Annotated in this window: 25 protein-coding genes; 9 read left to right on the plus strand and 16 right to left on the minus strand. The window is 63.8% G+C overall.

From position 1 onward, the window contains the following. Positions 1-112 precede the first annotated feature (112 nt). Positions 113-1,033, plus strand: coding sequence for a sulfite exporter TauE/SafE family protein (locus JL811_RS12160; RefSeq protein ID WP_202688879.1), 921 nt, complete (start codon positions 113-115; stop codon positions 1,031-1,033). Next, a complete protein-coding gene (locus tag JL811_RS12165; protein WP_202688880.1) occupies positions 1,030-1,788 on the plus strand; it encodes a TIGR02186 family protein in 759 nt (252 codons plus the stop codon). Before JL811_RS12160 ends, JL811_RS12165 begins: the two co-directional genes overlap by 4 nt. Positions 1,789-1,959: 171 nt before the next feature. Here JL811_RS12165 and JL811_RS12170 read toward each other — a convergent pair whose 3' ends face one another. The 4 genes from JL811_RS12170 to JL811_RS12185 all read right to left on the minus strand — a co-directional run bounded on the left by JL811_RS12170 (position 1,960) and on the right by JL811_RS12185 (position 6,098). Further along, complete coding sequence (locus JL811_RS12170) at positions 1,960-3,618, minus strand: BCCT family transporter (RefSeq protein WP_202688881.1); 1,659 nt, start codon at positions 3,616-3,618, stop codon at positions 1,960-1,962. Positions 3,619-3,734: 116 nt separating this feature from the next. Next, positions 3,735-5,096 carry an MATE family efflux transporter gene (locus JL811_RS12175; RefSeq protein WP_237684935.1) on the minus strand — a complete coding sequence of 454 codons (1,362 nt, stop codon included), beginning with the start codon at positions 5,094-5,096 and terminating at the stop codon, positions 3,735-3,737. 34 nt (positions 5,097-5,130) lie between these two features. Then, positions 5,131-5,667 carry a PaaI family thioesterase gene (locus JL811_RS12180; protein ID WP_202688882.1) on the minus strand — a complete coding sequence of 179 codons (537 nt, stop codon included), beginning with the start codon at positions 5,665-5,667 and terminating at the stop codon, positions 5,131-5,133. After that, positions 5,664-6,098, minus strand: a complete 435-nt coding sequence (locus JL811_RS12185) for a PaaI family thioesterase (protein WP_202688883.1) — start codon at positions 6,096-6,098, stop codon at positions 5,664-5,666. The genes JL811_RS12180 and JL811_RS12185 overlap by 4 nt, the downstream gene beginning before the upstream one ends. A 101-nt stretch (positions 6,099-6,199) precedes the next feature. On the opposite strand from JL811_RS12185, the gene JL811_RS12190 reads away from it, so the two are divergent. The 7 genes from JL811_RS12190 (at position 6,200) to JL811_RS12220 (ending at position 13,532) form a co-directional block, all read left to right on the plus strand. After that, positions 6,200-6,589, plus strand: coding sequence for a MerR family transcriptional regulator (locus tag JL811_RS12190; RefSeq protein ID WP_202688884.1), 390 nt, complete (start codon positions 6,200-6,202; stop codon positions 6,587-6,589). 142 nt (positions 6,590-6,731) lie between these two features. Then, a complete protein-coding gene (locus JL811_RS12195; protein WP_202688886.1) occupies positions 6,732-7,145 on the plus strand; it encodes a MerR family transcriptional regulator in 414 nt (137 codons plus the stop codon). A gap of 31 nt (positions 7,146-7,176) precedes the next feature. Next, complete coding sequence (locus JL811_RS12200) at positions 7,177-8,952, plus strand: acyl-CoA dehydrogenase C-terminal domain-containing protein (RefSeq protein WP_202688887.1); 1,776 nt, start codon at positions 7,177-7,179, stop codon at positions 8,950-8,952. A 27-nt stretch (positions 8,953-8,979) separates the two neighbouring features. Continuing rightward, a complete protein-coding gene (locus JL811_RS12205; protein WP_202688889.1) occupies positions 8,980-9,192 on the plus strand; it encodes a hypothetical protein in 213 nt (70 codons plus the stop codon). A gap of 172 nt (positions 9,193-9,364) precedes the next feature. After that, entirely contained in the window at positions 9,365-10,000 is a 636-nt protein-coding gene (locus JL811_RS12210; protein ID WP_202688891.1) for a glutathione S-transferase family protein, read from the plus strand. Positions 10,001-10,010: 10 nt separating this feature from the next. Next, positions 10,011-11,222 carry an acetyl-CoA C-acetyltransferase gene (locus JL811_RS12215; protein WP_202688893.1) on the plus strand — a complete coding sequence of 404 codons (1,212 nt, stop codon included), beginning with the start codon at positions 10,011-10,013 and terminating at the stop codon, positions 11,220-11,222. A 117-nt stretch (positions 11,223-11,339) separates the two neighbouring features. Beyond that, complete coding sequence (locus JL811_RS12220; RefSeq protein WP_202688895.1) at positions 11,340-13,532, plus strand: 3-hydroxyacyl-CoA dehydrogenase NAD-binding domain-containing protein; 2,193 nt, start codon at positions 11,340-11,342, stop codon at positions 13,530-13,532. Positions 13,533-13,640: 108 nt separating this feature from the next. Here the strand turns inward: JL811_RS12220 and JL811_RS12225 are convergent, their stop codons facing one another. The 12 genes from JL811_RS12225 to JL811_RS12280 form a co-directional block, all read right to left on the minus strand. Next, a complete protein-coding gene (locus JL811_RS12225) occupies positions 13,641-14,312 on the minus strand; it encodes a sulfotransferase family protein (protein ID WP_202688898.1) in 672 nt (223 codons plus the stop codon). Positions 14,313-14,417: 105 nt separating this feature from the next. Further along, positions 14,418-15,374, minus strand: a complete 957-nt coding sequence (locus tag JL811_RS12230) for a 2-hydroxyacid dehydrogenase (RefSeq protein ID WP_202688900.1) — start codon at positions 15,372-15,374, stop codon at positions 14,418-14,420. Then, on the minus strand, positions 15,371-15,703 hold the full coding sequence (locus JL811_RS12235) for a tRNA-binding protein (RefSeq protein WP_202688902.1): 333 nt from the start codon (positions 15,701-15,703) through the stop codon (positions 15,371-15,373). Before JL811_RS12235 ends, JL811_RS12230 begins: the two co-directional genes overlap by 4 nt. Then, the gene (proC, locus tag JL811_RS12240) at positions 15,700-16,515 is read right to left on the minus strand and encodes a pyrroline-5-carboxylate reductase (protein WP_202688904.1); all 816 of its coding nucleotides are present in this window, start codon (positions 16,513-16,515) and stop codon (positions 15,700-15,702) included. Before proC ends, JL811_RS12235 begins: the two co-directional genes overlap by 4 nt. Before the next feature lie 30 nt (positions 16,516-16,545). Then, positions 16,546-17,046, minus strand: coding sequence for a type III secretion system chaperone family protein (locus JL811_RS12245; protein ID WP_202688906.1), 501 nt, complete (start codon positions 17,044-17,046; stop codon positions 16,546-16,548). Between the two features lie 265 nt (positions 17,047-17,311). Next, complete coding sequence (locus JL811_RS12250) at positions 17,312-18,259, minus strand: hypothetical protein (protein ID WP_202688907.1); 948 nt, start codon at positions 18,257-18,259, stop codon at positions 17,312-17,314. Positions 18,260-18,300: 41 nt separating this feature from the next. After that, positions 18,301-18,498, minus strand: a complete 198-nt coding sequence (locus JL811_RS12255) for a hypothetical protein (protein WP_202688908.1) — start codon at positions 18,496-18,498, stop codon at positions 18,301-18,303. Continuing rightward, positions 18,495-18,836, minus strand: a complete 342-nt coding sequence (locus JL811_RS12260) for a hypothetical protein (protein WP_202688909.1) — start codon at positions 18,834-18,836, stop codon at positions 18,495-18,497. Before JL811_RS12260 ends, JL811_RS12255 begins: the two co-directional genes overlap by 4 nt. Before the next feature lie 11 nt (positions 18,837-18,847). Next, entirely contained in the window at positions 18,848-20,023 is a 1,176-nt protein-coding gene (locus tag JL811_RS12265; RefSeq protein WP_202688910.1) for a hypothetical protein, read from the minus strand. Further along, positions 20,020-20,217, minus strand: coding sequence for a hypothetical protein (locus tag JL811_RS12270; protein WP_202688911.1), 198 nt, complete (start codon positions 20,215-20,217; stop codon positions 20,020-20,022). The genes JL811_RS12265 and JL811_RS12270 overlap by 4 nt, the downstream gene beginning before the upstream one ends. A 3-nt stretch (positions 20,218-20,220) precedes the next feature. Beyond that, positions 20,221-20,739: a tail fiber assembly protein gene (locus tag JL811_RS12275; RefSeq protein ID WP_202688912.1), complete on the minus strand. Its 519-nt coding sequence runs from the start codon at positions 20,737-20,739 to the stop codon at positions 20,221-20,223. An 18-nt stretch (positions 20,740-20,757) separates the two neighbouring features. Next, on the minus strand, positions 20,758-23,004 hold the full coding sequence (locus JL811_RS12280; RefSeq protein ID WP_202688913.1) for a hypothetical protein: 2,247 nt from the start codon (positions 23,002-23,004) through the stop codon (positions 20,758-20,760). Between the last annotated feature and the right edge of the window lie 126 nt (positions 23,005-23,130).

Consider the following 23,130-nt stretch of genomic DNA (forward strand, 5'->3'; position numbering starts at 1 on the left):
GCAGGGTTTGACAAGCGCCACCAAGCGGCGCAAGTCTGGACCTGCTGCCACCCCGCCCGCCCCGGCGTTCCCGACGCCCAGATTTCCGTTTCAAACCCGCGTCGCATTCCCCATGCAGCTTTACCTGCCGATTGCCGAACTTTCCGTCAATGCCGTGGCCCTGCTTGGCCTCGGCGGGATCGTCGGTGTGCTGTCGGGCATGTTCGGGGTGGGCGGCGGCTTCATCATCACGCCACTTCTGTTCTTTCTGGGCATCCCGCCTGCGGTGGCGGTGGCGACGGGGGCCAATCTGGTTGTGGCCTCCTCGGTTTCCGGGGTTCTGGCGCAGCTCAAGCGCAAGGCGGTGGATTTCCGCATGGGCGGCGTTCTGCTGGCCGGGGGCCTGATAGGCTCGGCGGCGGGGATCTGGGTGTTCTCGCTGCTGACCAAGCTTGGTCAGGTCGATCTTTTCGTGCAGCTTTCCTATGTCGTGTTTCTGGGCCTGATCGGCGCGATGATGCTGAAGGAAAGCCTTGGCGCCCTGCGCCGCGCCCGTACCCCCGGCGCCCCGATCCGGCGTGCGCATGTGCATTACTGGGTCCACAAACTGCCGCTAAAGATGAAATTCCGCGCCTCGGGCCTTTATATCTCGGTGATCCCGCCGATGCTGGTCGGGGCAAGCGTGGGCTTTCTTGCGGCCATCATGGGGGTCGGGGGCGGGTTCATCATGGTGCCCGCGATGATCTATCTGCTTGGCATGCCCACCAAGGTGGTGATCGGCACGTCGCTGTTCCAGATCATCTTTGTCACCGCCTTCACCACGGTCATGCATGCCGTGACCAGCCAGACCGTCGATATCGTGCTGGCGCTCCTGCTCATCCTCGGAGGGGTTGTGGGCGCGCAGATCGGCGCGAGGATCGGCGTGCGTCTGCGGGCTGAACAACTGCGCATCCTGCTGGCGCTGATGGTGCTGGCTGTCTGTCTGCGCATCGCGCTTGATCTGCTGCTGACGCCGGATGAACTCTATTCCCTTGCGCCGGGGGTGTTGCCATGATCCTGCGCGCGGGCCTCTTTCTGGCGCTGACCGCCCTGCCTCTGCATGCCGAAACCATTGTCGCGGGGCTGAGCCAGAACATCGTCTCGATCACCTCGGATTTCACCGGGTCGGAAATCCTTGTCTATGGCGCCGTGAAACGCGACCGGCCCAGCCCGGGGGATGCACCGCTTGAGGTGGTCATCACCGTACAGGGCCCCTCGACCCCGGTCGTGGTGCGCAAGAAGGAACGCCGGTTCGGCATCTGGATGAATACCGAAAGCGCGCGGATCAGTTCGGCGCCCAGTTTCTATGCCATCGCGTCATCCGCGCCACTGACCGAGGCGATGTCGGAAACCGAAAACCTGCGCCATGAGGTGACGATCCCCCGCGCGATCCGCGCGGTGGGCATTGCCGCCAGCGTAACGGATGCGCCGCGTTTCCTGGATGCGCTGATGCGCCTGCGCACCGCCGAGGAACGCTACAGCCTGCAGGAGGATACTGTCGATCTGATCGAGGAGACGCTGTTTCGCACCGATATCCGCCTGCCTGCCAATCTGACGGCCGGAAATTACCGCGTGCGCTTCTTCATCACCCGTGAGGGTCAGATCATCGACGCGCATGAACAGGTGATCTATGTGGAAAAGGCAGGGCTGGAGCGCTGGCTTTACAATCTGGCGCATCAGCAACCGCTGATCTATGGCCTTCTGGCGCTGTTTCTGGCCGTTGCAGCCGGATGGGGCGCCTCGGCCGCCTTCTCGCTCTTGCGGCGCTGATGCCCCCCCTGCGGGGCTGACTGCGCCATCTTCTCAGTCTTCTCTTCAGAAATATCCCATTGGGGTGCGGGGTGTAAAACCTCCGCCGCGTTCATCGGGCGCGCGGGCTGTGCCTCCGCCCCTGCCCCATGAAGCACTGCGGGGGGCACATGGTCCCCCCGCAGCTTTGGTTCAGGTCTTCGGCTCGTTCATCAGCCCGCGCACGATGGCATAGCAGGCCGCCAGCAGCACGAAGGTGAAGGGCAGGCCCGTTGAGACCGCCATGGCCTGAAGTGCCGCAAGACCACCGCCCAGCAGCAGCGCAATGGCCACCAGACCCTCGAACGAGGCCCAGAAGACACGCTGCGCGACCGGCGCGTTGACCTTGCCGCCCGCCGCGATCGTGTCGATCACAAGGCTGCCGCTGTCCGATGAGGTGATGAAGAACACCACCACCAGAACGATCCCCACGAAAGAGGTGACCGCCGTCAGCGGAAGTTGCGTCAGCATCTGGAACAGTTTCAGTTCCAGCGCCGCATCCTGCACACCGGTGAAGCCGTCGGTGACCAGCTGCGAGATGGCCGTGCCGCCAAGGGCCGTCATCCACAGAACAGATACCACGGTCGGAACGATCAGCACCGCAATCAGGAATTCCCGGACCGTGCGGCCCCGGCTGACGCGGGCGATGAACATGCCGACGAAGGGCGACCAGCTGATCCACCAGGCCCAGTAGAAGGCCGTCCAGCCGCTGGCGAAATTGGCATCTTCGCGTCCGAACGGATTGGACAGTGCCGGCAGGTATTGCCCGTAAGCGCCAAGATTCTTGAAGAACCCGGTCAGGATGTCACCGGTCGGTCCGAAGACGATCACGAAAGCCAGCAGCAGCAACGCCAAGGCGATGTTGATTTCCGACAGCACCTTAACCCCGCCATCCAGACCGCGCAGGATCGACACAATCGCGATCAGCGTGATGAAGATGATCAGGAAGATCAGCATCGAATTGGACGTGCCCAAGCCGAAGAGGAAATCAAGTCCCCCCGCCGCCTGCTGCGCCCCGATCCCCAGCGAGGTTGCCAGACCGAAGATGGTCGCGAAAACCGCAAGGATATCGACGATATGCCCCGGCCAGCCCCAGATCTTTTCGCCAAAGATCGGGTAGAAGCAGGAGCGCAGCGTCAGCGGCAGACCCTTGTTATAGGAGAACAGCGCCAGTGCCAGTGCGACAACGGCATAGATCGCCCAGGGGTGCAGACCCCAGTGGAAGATCGTGGCCGCCATGCCCAGACGCCGGGATTCCTCGACATTGCCCTCGGCCCCGCCCAGCGGTGCCCAGTCGGTGCGCATGCCGTCCTCACCGATGCTGATGCCACCGAACGCGGCAGAGTAATGGCCCATCGGTTCGCTGACGCCGTAAAACATCAGCCCGATGCCCATACCGGCGGCAAACAGCATCGAGAACCAGCCGACATAACCGTAATCAGGCGTCGCCTTGGGCCCGCCCAGACGCACCTTGCCCAGCGGCGAGACGATCAGGAACAGGCAAAGCAGCACGAAGATGTTGCCCGCGATCAGGAAGAACCAGTTCAGATTGTAGGTCAGCGCATCCCGCAGGGCGCCGAACATCGGTTCAAGCTGGGCCTGAAAGGCCATGGTCGCGAAGGTGAAGCCGATAATCGCGATGGCCGAGGCCGGAAACACTGGATTGTGGATGTCGAAATCGAAAATCAGCTTGGTCGAGATATTGTCCTGGCCGATCTGGTAATCGGTCTCGATGATCTCGGTCTTTCCCTCCGGTTCCGGGATGGGTTCGATATCGGGTGGCGCGTCGCCATCCCTCTGGTCGTCGGTCATTCTGTCCCCTTTCCTTGTTCCCTGGCCGGACCGAATGGGGTGAGTGTCCGCAATGCGGTCCCGCCGGGACAGTTTCGGATTTTTTTTACGCGGTGGCGGGTCCAAAACGACCCTCATCATCCATCCACGACACGCCGTTCCAGCGCTGGCCATTGGCGCGCAAGCGTCAGGCCTCGGGACAGGTTAAGCAAGGTAACCGCTGCCCACAACCCGTGATTTGCCCAGATTGCCGGAAGAATCAGCAGACAGGGCAGATAGATCGCCACCGACAGAATCATGGCGCGGCGCAATTCGCGGGTCATCGTCGCGCCGATGAAAATGCCGTCCAGCATCCATGCGGCGATGCCGGTCACGGGGGCGGCCACCAGCCAGGGCAGATAGCGCCGCGCCTCGGTCCGCACCTCGGGCGCGGTCGCCATCGCGTCGATCAGGGCAGGCCCAGCAAGCAGGACGAAGGCCGACATGCCCAGCACACAGATCCCGCCCCAGACCGAGGCCACCAGCGAGGCGCGGCGCACCGCCACCAGCGACCGCGCCCCAACCGCCTGCCCCACCATCGCCTCGGCGGCAAAGGCGAACCCGTCCAGGACATTCGCCGTGATGATCAGAAACTGCCAGAGTACCTGATTGGCGGCCAGCACCGCATCGCCCTCTCCGGCCGAGAAGAACAGAAAGGCGGTGAGGCTGAATTGCAGCAGCAGGGACCGGATCAGGATATCGCGGTTCACGGTGACCATGCGGCGCAGGGCTATACGGTCGCGCAACCGCGCCATGGCCGGTGCCAGCGCCGCGCCAAAGGCGTCGCGACAAAACCACAGGGCCAGCGCAAGCCCGGCCAGTTCCGCAATCAGCGTGGCAACCGCCACCCCCTGCACCCCCCAGCCAAGGCCGAGGACGAACCACAGGTCCAGACCAATATTCAGCCCGTTCATGCACAGCTGGATCGCAAGGATCGCCCGCGTCCGCCCCGCCGCGACCAGCCAGCCGGTCAGCGCATATTGCGCAATCGCCGCCGGCGCGCCCCACAGCCGGATCGCGAGATACGAGGCCGCCATCGTTTCGACCCCGGGGCTGCCGGGTGCCAGCCACAGCGCAAGCGCGATCAGCGGCACCTGCAGCAGGGTCAGCGTGATCCCTGCTGCCCCCCCGATCATCAGCGCGCGCAGCAAAACGGCAGTGCTTTCCGCCCCGTCGCCCGCACCGATGGCCTGTGCCGCCAGCCCCGTCGTGCCCATGCGCAGAAAGCCGAAGATCCAGAACAGGGTGGTGACGATCACCGCGCCCAGCCCGACCGCGCCGATGGGTGCCGCCTCTCCCAACTGCCCGACCACGGCGGTATCGACCATGCCCAGCAAGGGCACGGTCGCATTGGCCAGCACGATGGGCAGCGCGAAACGCGCAACGCCGCCATAGGTCACGATCCGGCCCCCCGGACCGCTTGACAGGCCGGGCGGCATACCAGTCGGCACTCCGGTCATTCTGCGGCCCGGATCATCCGCCCTGTTCCGCCGCTCATCCGGCAGATCCGGCGCGCAGCGGCATCAGGAAATGCCCGCTCGCCTGTGCAAACAGACGCGACCGGTTGTCCTGCCATGCCTCGACATGGACGCTGGCATAGCGTCGCCCCGACCGGTTGACGCGTGCGCGTGCATAGGCATCGCGCGGCAGGCCCGAACGCAGATAATCCACCGTAAAATCAATTGTCTTGGGCAGGCGCAGCCCGGGCGCGACCCCGTCGTCACCGCCCCGCCCTGCCCCTGCCGGATCCGGTCCGCCCTTTTCCATCTCTTCCCACATCAGCGACCAACTGAGTTCAATGATCGCCGTCACCTCCAGAAAGGCCGCCGTCACCCCGCCATGCAATGCCGGCAGCAGGGGGTTCCCGATCAGTTTTTCATCAAAGGGCAGGACGGCGGTCAGTTCATCGCCGCGCCGGTCGAACCGGATACCCAGAAACCCGATATAGGGCACCCCCCCCACCAGCGCGCCCAGCGCCGCATCGCGCCGTTGCTTGATGACCTGCACGGGTTCGGGTTGCGGACGGCTCATGCGCGGGCTCCTTTCGCACGTTCGAAGGTGAAGGTGCCGGTTGCGGCTGCGACGGGGCGGCTTGCATCCTCATCCACCGCCGTCACCCGCACGAAAGCGACCGAGCGCGTGACGTGATAGCATTCCGCCCGCGCCGTGATGCGCTGCCCCGGAGTTGCCGGGCGCATGTAGTCGATGCGCAATCCCAGCGTCGCGGTCGAGGCCGGGGCCTCGGGATGGCACATCACCGCCGCCCCCGAGGCCGTATCCATCAGCGCTGAAACCGCGCCGCCGTGAATCACCCCCGTCGCCGGGTCGCCCACGAAACGCGCGTCCCATGGCATAGAAATCTGTGCAATTCCACCCTCCAGCCGGTCCAGCGACATGGACAGCGCCTGCGAATGCGGAATCGCCTCCATGAATTGCCGCGCGATCCGTTCGATATCGGTCATCCCATGCTCCGCTTTCCGCCAACCGCCCCAGCAAAGCGTTTGCGCGAAGATTGCACAAGCCCCGGCTTGCCCCTAACCTGACCGACAAGGGAGAGACCGCCATGGCCGATACACGTCTGAGCTTCAAGGAAATGTGCGCAAAGTTCGACGTGACGCCGCGCACCCTGCGCTATTACGAATATATCGAGCTTCTGTCCCCCGAAAAGGATGGCCGCGCCCGCTGGTATGGCCCGCGAGAGGTGGCGCGGATGACGCTGATCCTGCGGGGCCGCCGCTTTGGGTTCAGCCTTGAGGAAATCCGCCAGTGGCTGCTGATCTACCGCCAGAAGGGCACGGGACCGCAGCTTGAAACCTGGATCGCGCTGGCCGAACGCCAATTGGGCGAGCTGGAACGCCAGCGCGCCGAACTGGACGGCACCATCGCCGATCTGCGCGCCCTGCGCGATACCGCGGCGCGCGAACTCTCGGGTGAAGGCGGCAGCGGCACCTGACATCACGTCAGGTTTTTTCTGACGTGACGTTACATTTACGTTCACGTCAATTGCTCTGGTAATGTCCGGACAAGGCGCACATCTGCCCTAGCGTAACGCTGGCCCCCTGCGGCCGGCCCAAAGCTTGTGCGAGACCGAGACGATGACAGACACGAATGACCTGATGACCATCCGCGAGATGTGCGACGCCTTCGAGGTGACACCGCGCACCCTGCGTTTCTATGAGGCGAAGGAACTGATCTTTCCGAAACGGGAAGGCACCCGCCGCCTGTTCACCCGGCGCGACCGCGCGCGTCTGAAACTGATCCTGCGCGGCAAGCGTTTTGGCATCAGCCTTGAGAATATCCGGCAGTTGCTGGACCTCTATGACCACGAAGGCTCGGGCCGGTCGCAATATCTGCGCTCGTACCGGCTGGGGCAGGAACGGCTGACCGAGATGGAATCTCAACGCGCCGAACTGGATGAGGCGATCCGGGACCTGCGCGAGGAACTCGCCAAGGGGGCCGGACTGTTCGCCCGCTATCTGGACGAGATGAAGGACAAGTCCGCGGCCTGACCCGCCGCGCAAGTTGACAGGGAGAGAGACGATGCCAAGCTATACCGCCCCCGTGAAGGACATGCAGTTTCTGCTGCATGACCTGCTGAACGTGACCGCGACCGGGGTTGCGGGATATGAGGATCTGGACGAAGGCTTCACTGGTGCCGTGCTGGAAGAGGCGGGCAAGGTTGCCTCGGCGGTTCTGGCCCCGCTCAATGCCAGCGGCGACCGTGAGGGCTGCGTGCTGGAAAACGGCGTCGTGCGCACGCCCAAGGGCTTCAAGGAAGCCTTCGAGGCGATGAAGGACGGCGGCTGGACCGCGCTCGATTGCGATCCCGACTATGGCGGACAGGGCCTGCCCTATCTGATGGGCACGGCGGTGGGTGAGATTTTCGTGTCCGCCAACATGGCCTTCAACATGTATCAGGGCCTGACCCATGGCGCCTATTCGGCGATCCATACCCATGGCACGGATGCGCAGAAGGTGATGTATCTGCCGAAACTGGTCAATTGCGACTGGACCGGCACCATGAACCTGACCGAACCCCATTGCGGCACCGATCTGGGCATGATGCGCACCAAGGCCGAACCGCAGGCGGATGGCAGCTATCTGATCACCGGGCAGAAGATCTTCATCTCGGCCGGTGAGCATGATCTGGCCGAGAACATCATCCATCTGGTGCTGGCCAAGGCCCCCGGCGGCGGCGAAGGGACCAAGGGGATCAGCCTGTTTATCGTGCCGAAATTCCTTGTGAAGGAAGACGGCAATCCCGGCGCGCGCAACGCGGTCAGCTGCGGCAAGATCGAAGAGAAAATGGGCATCCACGGCAATGCCACCTGCGTCATGAATTACGATGGCGCGACGGGCTGGCTGCTGGGCGATCTGCACAAGGGCATGCGCGCCATGTTCACCATGATGAACGAGGCGCGGATGGGCGTCGGCCTGCAGGGTTACGCCGTGGCCGAGGCCGCCTATCAGAACGCGGTCGCCTATGCCAAGGACCGGCTGCAGGGCCGCGCGGTGACCGGGGCGCAGAACGCGGACGGCCCCGCCGATCCGCTGATCGTGCATCCCGATATCCGCCGCAACCTGATGGATCAGAAAAGCTTTGTCGAAGGGGCGCGCGCGCTGACCTTCTGGGGCGCGCATATGATCGACCGGTCGCATCGCGAGGGGGATGCGGCGGCCGAAGGGCTGATCTCGCTGATGACACCGGTCATCAAGGGCTTCCAGACCGACAAGGGGTTCGAGATGGCCGTGGCCGCGCAGCAGGTCTATGGCGGACATGGCTATATCGAGGAATGGGGCATGTCGCAATTCGCCCGCGATGCCCGCATCACCCAGATCTATGAAGGCGCCAACGGCATTCAGGCGCTGGATCTGGTGGGCCGCAAGCTGGCGCAGGATGGCGGCAAGCATGTCATGGCCTTTTTCGAGATGGTGAAAGCCGAGTGCAAGGCCCATGACGGCGACGACCGGATGACCGGATTTGTCGAGCCGCTGAAGGCGGCCTCGAAACAGCTGCAGGCGGCGGGAATGTATTTCATGCAGCATGGCATGAAGAACCCCAATGCGGCACTGTCGGGCAGCTATGACTTCATGCATCTGATGGGCCATGTCTGCCTTGGCCTGATGTGGACCCGCATGGCCAAGGCCGCGCATCTGGCGCTTGAGGCTGGCAAGGGCGACAAGGCCTTCTATGAAACCAAGATCGCGACGGGGCGTTATTATATGGCGCGCCACCTGCCCGCCTGTGCCATGCATCTGGCGCGGATCGAGACCGGGGCGGAAACGGTGATGGCCCTTCCGGCAGAGGCGTTCTAGGCTGGCGCGCAACACCGAGGAACTCCGATGCCGAAACGCTTTCGCCTGACCCGCCGCTTTCCGGTCGCGATGACCGAGGATGGCTATCGCCGGCTCAAGCGCTTCGCGACCGAGGCGGGGCTGGATGAGGGCGAGGCGCTGTCCTTTCTGTTCGAGAATTTCGACAGCGTCACGCATCAGGACAATCTCACGCATCGGTTGCGGCTGTTCAATGCCGAGCTGGAGGCGCGCAAGAAATGAACCCTTCGCCCGACTACGGGCGCGGGAGCCTCCGGCGGAGGTATTTGGACCAGGATGAAACACCGGGCGCAAGGTGCCTGCCGTGGCTTTCACCTTGGTTCAAATACCGCGCGGGGGTCCGGGGGCGCGAAGCCCCCGGCGACCGGTCGAAACCTGAAGGGAAGAACAGATCATGACGACACAGCTCTATTGCTTCGGCGAAAGCGGAAATGCCTATAAATGCGCGCTGGCGCTGACCTTCGCGGATCTGGACTGGGAAGCGGTCTATGTCGATTTCTTCAATGGCGAGGCGCGTGGCGAGGAATTCCGCAAGCTCAACCCGATGGGAGAGGTTCCGGTGCTCGTGGATGGCGAGACGGTGCTGACGCAGTCAGGCGTGATCCTCGACTATATCAGCTCAAAGACCGGTCAGCTGGGCGGGCGTTCGGCGGCGGAACGGCGCGACATCCTGCGCTGGATGTTCTGGGACAATCACAAATTCTCGGGCCAGATCGGCACGACGCGCTTTCTGAACAATTTCCTGCCCGAGGCCAAGCGCCCTGAAGGCGTGATCCCGTTCCAGCAGGGCCGCCTGAAGGCCGCCTATCGCGTGCTGGAGGATCATCTTGCGACCCGGGACTGGGTGGTGGGCGGGGCGGTGACCATCGCCGACCTCTCGCTATGCGGCTATCTGTATTACCCTGAACCCTTCGGCTTTTCGCGCGCCGACTGGCCCCATATCGACCGTTGGCTTGACCGTATCGCGGCGCTGCCCGGCTGGAAACACCCCTATGACATGATGCCCGGCAATCCTTCCGACCGGGCATGAGGAGGACAAGATGACCGAAGCCTATATCTATGACGCCGTCCGCACACCGCGCGGCAAGGGGCGGCCCGATGGTGCGCTGCATGAACTGACCTCGGTTGCGCTGTCGGCAAACATCCTGAACGCGGTGAAAGACCGTAACGGGCTGCAGGGCCATGCGGTCGAGGATGTGATCTGGGGCAATGTCACGCAAGTCGGCGAACAGGGCGGCTGCCTTGCGCGGTCGGCGGTGCTGCTGTCGGAACTGGATCAGTCCATTCCCGGCCTTGCGATCAACCGCTTCTGCGCATCCGGGATGGAGGCTGTGAACCTTGCCGCCAATCAGATCAGGGGTGGCGCGGGCCATGCCTATATCGCGGGCGGGGTCGAGATGATGGGCCGCGTAGCGATGGGGTCGGACGGGGCGGCGATTGCCGTTGATCCCAGCCTTGCGATGAAGACCTATTTCGTGCCGCAGGGTATTTCCGCCGATATCATCGCCACGCAATACGGTTTCACCCGCGATCAGGCCGATGCGCTGGCGGTGGAAAGCCAGCGCCGCGCCGCCGAGGCCTGGGCTGCGGGGCGCTTTGCGAATTCCGTCGTGCCGGTGCGCGACCGCAACGGGCTGACCATTCTGGACCATGACGAATACATGCGCCCCGGCACCGATATGCAGGCGCTTGGCGCGCTGAAAGCGTCCTTCAAGGACATGGGTGAGGTGATGCCCGGTTTCGACAAGATCGCGCTGATGAAATATCCGCATCTGGAACGGATCGAGCATATCCACCATGCGGGCAATTCCAGCGGCATTGTGGACGGGGCGGCGGCGGTGCTGATCGGCAATGCCGAGTTTGGCCGCGCCCATGGCCTGAAACCCCGCGCCCGCATCCGCGCCACGGCCAAGATCGGGACCGATCCGACGATCATGCTGACCGGCCCGGTGCCGGTGACCGAAAAGATCCTGAAAGACAGCGGCATGTCGATTTCCGATATCGACCTTTTCGAGGTGAACGAGGCTTTCGCCAGTGTCGTTCTGCGCTTTATGCAGGCCTTTGACGTGGACCCCGCGAAGGTGAACCCGAATGGAGGCTCCATCGCCATGGGCCACCCGCTGGGCGCGACCGGGGCCATCATCATCGGCACCCTGCTGGATGAGTTGGAGCGGACCGGCAAGGGCACGGGCCTTGCCACGCTTTGCATCGCCTCGGGCATGGGGGCGGCCACGATCATTGAACGGGTCTGACCCCGTGACCGGGCTGCGGGAAACACTTCCGCAGCCCCGCCCCAGATTTCCCGCCCAAGATTTCCCGCAGGGACGCCGGCACATCCAGATCCGCCCCCCTGCCGACCGGAGGAAGACATGACCGATTTCACGATGACCACCGATACCGACGGCATTGCCACCATCACCTGGGATGTGCCGGAAAAATCCATGAATGTGATGTCCCTTGTCGGTTTCGCCGAACTGGACGGGCTGATTGACGCCGCCCTTGCCGATGCGGGTGTGAAGGGCATCATCCTGACCTCGGGCAAGAAGGACTTTGCCGGGGGGATGGATCTGAACGTCATCGCGCGGATGCGCGAGGAAGGCGGGGCCGAGGGGATCTTTGACGGGGTGATGCGGATGCACCAGATCCTGCGCAAGATCGAGCGCGCGGGCATGGACCCCAAGACCCTGAAAGGCGGCAAACCCATTGTCGCGGCCCTTCCCGGCACGGCGCTTGGCATCGGGCTGGAACTGCCTTTGTCCTGCCACCGCATCATCGCCGCCGACAACGCCCGCGCCAAGATCGGCCTGCCCGAAATCATGGTCGGCATCTTCCCCGGCGCGGGCGGCACCACACGGCTGGTGCGCAAGCTGGGCGCGATGATGGCGGCCCCCTTCCTGCTGGAAGGCAAGCTGTCGGACCCCAAGGGTGCCAAGGCAGGCGGGATCATCGACGAGGTGGTGCCTGCCGGTGAACTTCTGGCCCGGGCGAAGGAATGGGTGCTGAACGCGAAAGACGCCGATCTGGTGAAGCCCTGGGATGCCAAGGGCTACAAGATGCCCGGTGGTGCCCCCTATCATCCGGCGGGTTTCATGACCTTTGTCGGTGCCTCGGCCATGGTGCATGGCAAGACGATGGGCGTCTATCCGGCGGCCAAGGCGCTGTTGTCGGCGGTTTATGAGGGCGCGCTGGTGCCTTTCGATACCGCGCTGAAGATCGAGGCGCGCTGGTTCACCTCGGTGCTGATGAACCCGTCATCCACCGCGATGATCCGCAGCCTGTTCATCAACAAGGAGGCGCTTGAGAAAGGCGCCAACCGGCCCGAAGCGCCCGATCAGACCGTCAGGAAGGTCGGGATCATCGGGGCGGGCATGATGGGGGCAGGCATCGCCTATGTCAGCGCCAATGCCGGGATCGAGGTGGTGCTGATCGACGCCGCACAGGACGCTGCCGACCGGGGCAAGGCCTATAGCGAAAGCATCCTCGACAAAGGCATCAGCCGCCGCAAGGTGACGCCCGAGAAGAAGGCCGAAGTGCTGGGCCGCATCACTGCCACCACCGACTACACGGCCCTTGCAGGCTGTGATCTGATCGTGGAAGCCGTGTTCGAGGATATGAAGGTCAAGGCCGATGTGACCGCCAAGGTCGAGGCCGTGGTGGGCCCCGATTGCATCTTTGCCACCAATACATCGACCCTGCCAATCTCGGATCTGGCCAAGGCCAGTGCGCGGCCCGATCAGTTCATCGGGATCCATTTCTTTTCCCCGGTGGACAAGATGCTGCTGGTGGAGATCATCCGGGGCAAGGAAACCGGCGACCGCGCCGTGGCCAAGGCGCTGGATTACGTCCGCCAGATCCGCAAGACGCCCATCGTGGTGAATGACGCGCGTTTCTTCTACGCCAATCGCTGCATCATTCCCTATATCAACGAAGGCATCCGTATGGTGGCCGAGGGCGTGGCCCCGGCGCTGGTGGAGAATGCGGCGAAACTGGTCGGCATGCCGCTGGGACCGCTGCAACTGGTCGATGAAACCTCGATCGACCTTGGCGTGAAGATCGCCAAGGCCACGAAACTGGCGATGGGCGATACCTATCCCGATGGCGCGGTGGATACGGTTCTGTTCGCGATGGCCGATCAGGGCCGTCTGGGCAAGAAGGCGAATGCAGGCTTTTACAGCTATGACGAGGCAGGCAAGCGTCAGGGCCTTTGGGAGGGGCTGGAGGCCCAGTATCCTGCAGCCGATGTCCAGCCTGATCTGAGTTCGGTGCAGCAGCGCCTGTTGATGGCGCAAGTGCTGGAGGCGGTGCGCGCGCTGGAGGAAGGCGTGCTGACGGATATCCGCGAGGGCGATGTCGGCGCGGTTCTGGGCTGGGGCTTTGCGCCCTGGTCGGGTGGCCCCTTCGGCTGGCTCGATATCATCGGGGCGGCCCGGGCCGTGGAAATCTGCGATGCCTTGGCTGCATCCCACGGCGCACGCTTTGCCGCGCCCGCGTTGCTGCGGGACATGGCGGCCAAGGGGCAGCAATTCTACACCCGGTTTGCCCAGCAGCCAAAGGCCGCCTGAAACTCTGGTGACAGAGGCCTGTCCAGCGCGGCGGGCCTTTTTTTCCAAATAAAGGTATCCTTGGGTCCGGGGCAAAGCCCCGGGTGCTTGCAACTGGTGCCCGGTCCATCAGATCCGCACAATGGCCGCATCATCGAACCCATAGCCAAACCGCGCGACATCCTCCGCGCAGATCTCGCCCAGCAGGGCCGCATCGGCGTCGGAATAATAGCCGCGCCAATCGGCCGCACGGGCCGATGCATTGACCCGCGCCACAGGTGGCAGACGAAAGCCCAGATGCGCCTCGAACGGAGCCAGATCCTCGACCAGATGCTCCAGCCGCAGGAACAGGCTGGCGCGTTCTGCCCCGTGGCGGTCGCGCAGATAGGCAGAGGCGGGCCACAGCCGCAGCGAGGTCTGCGTCTGCGGGTGATTCAGAAAGCCTGAAAAACCCTGTGATTTGGCCAGCGCCACCGCCGGATGCGCGAATCCCTGCGCGCGCAGCCAGTGGTAATAGCTGACCGCGCGGTCCCAAGGGTTGCGCACCAGCGCCAGGGTGAAAAAACCGGCCACTTCGGCATCGCTGACCAGCCCGGCGATGTCGGCCAGTGTCGAATGCTTCCACAACCGCCCCTGCGCCTTGACCCCTTGCAGCCGCCGGCGCCGGGCCCGGGCCTTGGGCGTGTCACCGATCAGGATGTCATCCTTCATCGCCCGCGCCTCCAGCGCAAGGCTCAGCGCCGTGCCCCCGGTCTTGGGGATATGCACAAAGATGAACCGCCGCCCGCGCGAGATGATCATAGGCGGCTCCGTTCATTCTGGCGGGACTGCCCGATCCAGCGCCACGCAACGCGGCTCCCGAGGCCTCCGACGGGGATATCTGCGGTCGGGATGAGGGCCATGCCGTCAGACCGGATTGGGCACCGGCGCGCCGTCGAAAAACGCCTTGAGATTGTCGACCGCCATCAGGCCCATCGTCTCCCGCACATCCAGCGCCGCCGTGCCCAGATGCGGCAGCAGCGTCACATTCTCCATCTGCAAGAGTTCGGGCGAGACTTTGGGTTCGAATTCATAGACATCCAGCCCCGCCCCCGCGATCCGGCGTTCCGTCAGGGCCGCAACCAATGCAGCCTCATCTACGATATCGCCGCGTGCAATATTGATGAGGATGGCGTGGGGCTGCATCTTCGCCAGTTCTGCCGAGCCGATCAGGTGATGGGTCGAGGGGTTCGCAGGGGCGGCGATGACCACGATATCGGAGGTCTCCAGAACCTCGTCCAGCCCGACCTGGACCGCCGGCATTCCCGGATCGGCGAGGGTGGAGCGGTTGTGAAAACGGACCTCCATATCGAAACCGAAATGCGCCCGTTTGGCGATGGCCTTGCCGATCCGTCCGAAACCGATCACCCCCAGCCGCTTGCCGGTCAGATGCATGCCCAGCATCTGCGTCGGGTGCCAGCCTTCCCAGAGGCCCGAGCGGACCAGCCGTTCGCCCTCCCCTGCCCGTCTTGCGGTCATCAGCATCAGCGTCAGCGCGATATCCGACGTGGCATCGGTGACGGCACCGGGGGTGTTGGTCACCTCCACCCCCGCCGCGCGGGCCGCCGCGACGTCGATATGGTTGTAGCCCACGCCGAAATTGGCCAGAAGCCGGCAGCGCGGCGCATGGGCGGCCGCAAACACATCCGCGGCGAAGGGGTCGCCCAATGTCATCAGCACCGCATCATAGGTCTGCAGCGCCTCGATGCATTGCGCCTTGGTCATCGGGGTCGTGTCCTCCCGCAGGGTCAGCGCGAATCGCGTCAGCGCCTCAGAGATGACACGGTCGGGAAGCGGACGGGTGATCAGGACAGACGGGGTCAAAACAGCTTTCCTCCAAGTGGGACGTCATGGCCGGGGCCGATCAGCACGACCTCCCCGCTTTCATCGGGCAGGCCGAGGACCAGAACCTCGGACATGACCTTGCCGATCTGGCGCGGCGGGAAATTGACCACCGCCAGCACCTGCCGCCCGATCAGGGTGTCGGGCGTATAATGCGCAGTGATCTGGGCCGAGGATCGTTTTTCGCCAATCGCCGGCCCGAAATCGACCCACAGCTTCAGCGCGGGCTTGCGCGCCTCGGGGAAAGGCTCGGCCCGGGTGATGCGTCCGACCCGTATATCGACCTTTGCGAAATCGTCATAGGAAATCATTGGCCCAGTTCCCGCCCGCGTTCAGTTGCCGCCGCCACCGCGCGGCGAAGAAGGTCGGGAAAGCCAGATTTGGGATCCATCAGCACTGACAGGCCCGCCGCCGTGGTGCCGCCGGGTGAGGTGACATTGATGCGAAGCTGCGCCGCCGAGGTTTCGGGCGTCTGATGGGCAAGCTCCCCTGCACCGCAGACCGTGGCGCGGGCCAGCCGCATGGCGAGGTCCGGGGCAAGGCCCTGCGCCTCGCCGGCCGCTGCCATCGCCTCGATCAGGTGAAAGACATAGGCGGGGCCCGAGCCGGAAAGCCCGGTCACGGCATCCATCTGAGATTCGCTTTGCAGCCGCACGACCTCCCCCACCGCCGAAAGCAGGGATTCGGCCAGTGCCAGATCGGCCTCACCGGCGCGGGCATTTCCGACGATGGCGGTGATGCCGCGTCCGACAGCGGCGGGGGTGTTGGGCATGGCGCGCACCAGCACGGCCTGCGGCCCGAACACCGTTTCAAACCGCGCCAAGGTGGTGCCCGCTGCCACAGAAAGGATCAGCGCATCGGTCTGCCCCAGCGGAGCCAGCAGCGGCAGCGCCTCGCCCATCATCTGCGGTTTGACGGCCAGAACCACCACGGCAGGACGCGCGGGAACCGGGCCGTTGACACGGATCCCCTGCGCCTGCAACCAGTCCGATGGGTTGGGGTCAAGAACGGTGACCGTCTGATGCTTCAGCCCGCGGGCAAGCCAGCCGGCCAGAAGTGCCGAGCCCATCTTGCCGCAACCAAGCAGGACCAGCCCCCGCGCGTTCACCCGTTCCATATCCATAGATCATCCCCTGCCGTTTCCGGCGGCAGGTTAGGCGCGACCGTAGGCCTCTGCAATGGCGACCTTCACCGCCTCGGCCGGGCTGTGATCGCCCCATGTGGTCAGTTGGAATGCCGGGTAAAAGCGTTCCGCCGCCATGATGGCCCCGGCGATCAGGCGGTCGATCTGCTCGGGTCCGACGGTCTGCCCGCCTGCAAGACACAGCCCGTAGCGCCAGACCATCAGCTTCTGTTCCGCCCACCATGTAAAGCCGCCGGTCCAGACCATGTCATTGCAACGGTTGAGCAAATCATAAAGCTGCGGCAGGCGTTCCTCGGGCGGCTCCATCTCGAACGTGCACAGCAAGCGCAGGGTTTCATCCCTGTCCGACCAGGCCAGCGTCAGGGTATAGGTGCGCCACTGCCCTTCGACCGCCATGGCGATCCGGTCATCGCCCATCCGGTCGAAATCCCATGCGTGATGCTCGGCCAGCGTCTCGACAATGTCGATCGGATGGATGTCATCGCCAAGATAATCTTCCGAAAGCGACATGCCCTGCCTCGTTCTTGCGCCCCTGTAGATTTTCGCCACAAGGAACTGGGTGTCCGACAAAGGTCAGTAGACCCAGCGCTGGTTCTTACCAGATATAGTGTGGGAAGGCGCGGACACTGTAAAGGGGATTCGCGGTGTAGCTCGCCACGGATTCTTGCAGTGATTGACACCGAATGTTGCAGCAGAACGGTTTTTGAACGGACGGGCTGCAAGGGGTGTTGAACGACAGGTTGAGGGGGGGCTGAAAGGGGCGTTGAAGGGGTGTTTAAATCTCGTCTGCCGGGGGCGCATCTGACTCTGCAGGACCATCGCTGCGAAGCTTCTCGGCAAGATGGGTCATGAAGGACTTTGTGCTGGCGAAGATGTCCCGAGCCTCCCGGGCATCATAGCGTGACACTGAATGCATCGACTGGTTCCGCCAAGCGTTCTTCACAAAGCGCAGATAGGTGCCCGCCTCCGAAGCCCATTCTTCAGCCTCGGCTCCATCGCGTGAACGTCTGACTTCGCGCAATCTGGCCTCGATCTCGTTCAGGACACGATTCCAGTTGTCGCTCCACTCCACTCCGACATACCGCGCCAATGCCTTCAGACCGATCTCCTGCGCCCGCATCGTATGCATGACGGCCGCCGTCCACAGATTGAAACTCAGGCATCGGCCTGCCTCGGCAATGTCGAAGGCGGCATCCGGGAAAGCATCGACGACGCGCGGGCCGAACAATCCGTCCGCATCCTGCTGGCCGATCTCGGCCCCCTGATCGAGGGCGTAGAACATCCGGTTTCGGCTTTCGTCAACGACCGTCTGGACGAGGGATGAGATAGCGAAGATCAGTTGATTGATCCCCGCAGGCGGGATCGTCTGGGATGAGGATAGTATTTCGAAACTGCTGTCATGACACCGACAGGCGTTGGTATGCGAAACCTTCAAGCCATGCTGTTCGCTGGTTTCCCTAATTGTGCGGATCGCCTTCACAATCGAGGCGCGGTGTTCGAGCGACATAGGTCCGCTCGATCCCACGCCTGAAATCGTAATTTCCTGAGCCATCCGCAATTCACCAACAGCGCAGGCCAAAAGTGTCAATGCGGATAGAAATGAACTGGCCTGCAGCTGAAGCATATCCCAAAAGCTCACGAATCGGATCTTATCAGTCAAAGCGTAATCAGCAGATGGATCCGGATATACAGGATTTGCAAAAAACGCCTCCCAGCCCCGCATATGGTCCGTCGATCCGGTTGAACAAGCGTCGTCCCTCACCCCTACACCTCCCCCCTCGCCGCCGCCCTTGCCTCGGCCACATCCTCGGGCATCGCCTTTCCGGTCTCGGCCGCGCGGATCACCATCCAGTCGGTTGAGGCCAGATAGGCCAGTGCCTCAGCGCGGGCGGTGGCGGCGGTGGCCTCTGCATCGGCGGTGGCGCGATCCTCGGCCGTGATGGTCTTGCTCCAGTCGATCATTCCGCGTCCTCCTCGATTTGCGGGGCCTCGTAATGCGGCAGGGCCACTGGTCCATCGCCCACCTCCATCGGTTCGGGATGGGTGACCGCCTGCGCCTCGGGCGGGGCGGGCCATGGGATGGGACCATGCGGCAGGATCAGCGGCACGCTCAGAACGCCCGCCTCATCGCGCGTCACATCGCCCGCGATCCAGTCGCACCCGATGGCGGCACATGGGAGGGTGGCACCGGGCGGCAGCGGGCTGAAATCCAGCGCCGAGCCGTTCAGGGTCAGCACGTCACCCGCGACCGAGGCGGTCAGGGTGGCATCCATGCGGGTGGGTGAAAATGTCAGTTTCATGGGGATCCTCCTCAGAACCAGCGGCCAATGGCCGTCAAACGCACTGGGTATTCAGTCGAGTCTGAAACGGCTGACTGCACGCGATATGCCACGCCGCCGATGCCAGGGGCGCCAGGACATACCCAGCGGTCAGACCGATCAGCCGCGCCACCAATGACAGGGGGATTGGTGAAGCCTGCCGGATAGGTCCATGTGGGGGTGCTGCTGTTCCTGAACACAGCTCCATAGGCGCTGTTCGCGGCCAGCCCCGGCCCTGTGAAGGTGCAGATCTGGGTGCCATCGGCGAAGCGCACATACTCGCCATTGGCATTGCTGCCACGTTCGATCACCGCGCCGGTCGGGATACCGCCAGATTGGCTGACAGTGCCGAGGATATTGCGGGCGTGGAATATCTCACTCCAGACAATGTCGTCACCGGCATTACTGTTCGAGCCAAACCAAAGTCGCGCGGCCCCACCACCCGCTGTCCGCATGTCAAGAAGCGCCTGTCGGCCCTGTCCAAGCTTGGCGGCAAATATGGCATGGAGCCAAGCAGAGCTCTCAGGTCCACCCGCTGTCACATTCGCGGAATAATTGTAGAACCCTCCAAAGAGATTGCGATCTTTGAGGTTCTCAGCGCCAGCAAGAGAGACAGTCGGGCCGCCTGCACCCATCCAGCCCGTAGTCGGAAGCCTTCCTGCGGTCGTGTCGGTATTGGATTGCACGACCGCCGTTCCGCTCAGCAGCCCAGTCAGGATTGCACCGGCATTGTTGACCTCCAGCCGGTCTAGCGCGTTGGTGACAAACGCCATACGATTGGCGCCGGGGCGGCGCAGGCCGGTATCGAGATCCGTCAGAAAGGCCAGCCCCGGCAGCGCGGCCGTGCCGTCCCCGAACCGCCCGGCCAGCGGCCCATCCAGATAGCCCTGCTGCAAGGCGATCCAGGCCGCGACCTGCTGATTGACCCGCTGCGCCCAGCCTTGGGTCGGCTGCACGGCATAGGCTTGCCCTGACACGGTGGCGCCGAGGTAAGCGCTGCCAAGCGTCAGTTGCGTGTCCGAGACGATGTTGGCGACTTCATAGGCGCGGCCATCCGGCAGGTGGATCGCGCTGCCGATCAGGATCTGACCCACCCATGCTGTGCCGGTCCCGACCACATTGGTGCTGCCATTGGTGACGGCAATGGTGCCGGTGCGATACCAGCTCATTCCGCTGCCTCCCCGGCATCAGGCCCGGCATCAGGGCTGACAGGCAGCGCCGCGCGCTCCTGCAGCTGTTGCGTCTCGATCTGACGGGCCAGCGCCAGCTGCGCCAGCGCGCGGTTGCGTTCCCGCAGCCGTGCATTCTCGGCGGTCAGTTCCTGCACATGGGCGGCGAGGGCGAATGGTTTTTCAGCGGACATATCTCAAAGCTCCTCATAAGGCGGTGCCGGGATGGAAATGGATGGAAAGCCGTCCGTGATCAGGGCGACCTGGGCGCGCAGATTGTCCCGGTAGGTGACCATTTCCGCGACCTCGCCCGGCGTCAGATCGGCATCCGGCAACATGGCCCAATCGGTTGCCCGCAGCGCCTCGCGGATGCGCGGCAGGTAGTAATCCAGATTGTCCTGCAAATCCGGGAGCGGGGGCGGGGCAACAATCGCAAAAACCGTCCCTGTCGACGGAGTGTAGTAATATCCTGCAGGGGTGCTGCCCGTCGGGAAATCCCAGGATGCCGGTGCCTCGAATGCAACCTCGCCGTCACCTGCTTGCAGGGCGATCTGGTCCTCGGGTGCGATCCCCCAGCGCAGGATCTGATACAGGTCCGGGCTGGATTCGACACAGACAATGTAGCGCATTTTGGCTCCTTTTTGTCGCCCATACCGGTGAGCAGAGAGATAGAGGACGATCAGGGCGACAAGCCCTGCGGTCATGACGATGCTCATCTGGCTATGATCCATGGCTCACCTCTTGGTTTGCGTCAGGCGCATTGAGCGGCGCGATATGATCGGAGAGGGGAAGCCGCGATTGACCGCACTCACGCCGTGGACTGCGCTGACGGTGTAGGCCACGGATCCGGTGCCCGGATCGGCATCGACAAACTCGGTGAACACGCTCTGGGATGCGCCCAGCGGGCCGGTGCCTGCTGCCAGCGAATGGATGATCGTGCCATTCCGGCGCAGGTAAAATTCCGCCTCGGAATAACCGGAGCCGCCCATCTGACAACCGAAGGAAATGACCGTTGGATATCCTTCGGACAGGATCCGCGCGCCGACCATGTATGTTCCATCGCCTGTCGCGGGACGAAAAGAACCCGGCTGGTAGACAGCGACCGGGATGGTCACTGATTGACCCGCGAGTTTCAGCGTGTCGATATCGGCTTCCTTGATCATCGCCTTGCGCAGATGGACCTCACCGCCCGTGACGATGAAGGGCGCCTCGGCCCCGCCCGCACCATTGAGGATCGCGACCAGATCCCCGTCCAGCAGGATCCGGCTGCGACCGCCGCTGATCGCCTCGATGAAGAGCGACGCCTCGGAAGCCGCCGCAGCGGCGGCCGTCGCCGCAACCGACAGGCCGATCCGCGTATGGGCACCCGCAGGGCCTGCCTCTGCCGTGATCCGGAACTGACCCCGCGCCGCCGAGCCATCGTAGCTGGCATCAAGCCGCGTCAGGGCATCAGCAATCGCCGCATTGACCGCGACCGTCGTGCTGTAATTGGTGCTCAGATTGGCGGCGAGCGACCCGACTGATCCGCCTGGCCCCTCCATCGTCGTCTTCAGCAACAGTGTCGCCGCCGCAATCGCCGCATCCGTATCGCTGCGGCTGTAATATTCGGTGGCAACCAGACTGGCCAGATTGCCCAGGGCGGTATCAACCGCGATCCGGGCCGAGGCCTCGGCCGCCAACGCCTCATCGACGCTGGATTTCAGCTGGATCTGCGCCGAGGCCGTCGCCTCACGGATCGCCTGCCGGTCGGCATAGCCGGTCAGCAGATCCTCCAGCGTCACCAGTGCGGCATCGTCAAGATCGGCGGTCTGGCGGCGGGTCTGCTGGACCGTGAAGGTGATCGACGGCACATCAAGGGCGGAAAGCTGCACCTCGGCAGTATTGACCCGGTCGCCCAGCAGGTCGAAATCGGCGCTGGTGACCCGCAGCGCGATCTCTGCCTCCAGAGCATCGATATCCAGTTCCGCCTGGCTGACACTCGCCACCAGCCCCTCGACCACCAGAGCCGAGGCCTTGGCCGCGATCTCGGCAGTCTGCGCATCCAGCAGGAGCAGCGCATCGCTGACCTGCAATTGCAGACCCTCGACAATCGGGATCTGCGAGGGGTCCAGCAGCGCATCGGTGATCGCCTGATTGACGTAGGAAAAGGTCGCGCGCAGCTCGATCTCGGCGGCGATTCCGTCCACCCGGATTTCCGCCGCGCTCTGGCGGTTTTCCAGCGTCTCGATCCCGGCGATCCGGACCTGACCCGATTCCGGATCGACATAGATCCCGGCATCCACCCCGCGTTGCGCGAGAAAATCCACCTCGATCCGCGCGCCCAGAAGCTCCAGCGCGATATCCTCGATCACCTGCTCGGCCGAGGTGACGCGCGGGATGGTCTGGCCCAGCCGGTCCAGCAGGTCTGTCAGGGCGGAGGGCAGATCGGTCACCCCCCCGTCGATCCAGTCCCGCAGCAGCGTCAGGGAGGCCGCGATCTCTGTCTGCACATCCGGGAATCCCAGCCGCACATCGGGCACCGTCACCGGCTCCCATGCCGATGCCTGCACCCGCATTGCAGGCGCGACCGGCGTCAGGCGGGCCTCATAGCTGGCCCCGGGCAGAATCCCGGCGCTGATCTCGGCGCGACCGGCCGCGACGGTCTGGATCGAGCCATGCAGGATGACGTCGGTCTCGCCTGCCAGCCGGATCTGCCATTCCATGCCGGTTGCCAATGAGGCCAGCGCGGGCGACCAGCTGGCGATGATCACCGGGCGGCGCGCTTCTCCCTCGGCATCGAGCAGCGCCGCACCTTCGAAGAAGGGCCCCGACCAGCTGCCGCTCTCTGTCATGGGCCGCAGCAGCGGGGCCTCGGCCGGGGCGGCAGGAGGCGCGGGCATCGGCTGTTCCAGCGCGGGCGTCCAGTCGTAATCGGCGGGATCGACCTCGCGGATCGACAGCGAGACCTGACCGCCCATCAGGTCATGCGCGACCTCCTGCACTGTTGATTTTCACCCAGAACTGACCCGGGTTTTTCATCGAGAATTGACCCGGCTTTGAGTATGGATTTCGGGTCAGGCAGGGGTCAAGATCTGTGTTGTCTCCTTCTTTTTCTTTGCTGCGGATGC

This window comes from Szabonella alba, assembly GCF_016765775.1.
Lineage (GTDB): Bacteria > Pseudomonadota > Alphaproteobacteria > Rhodobacterales > Rhodobacteraceae > Szabonella > Szabonella alba.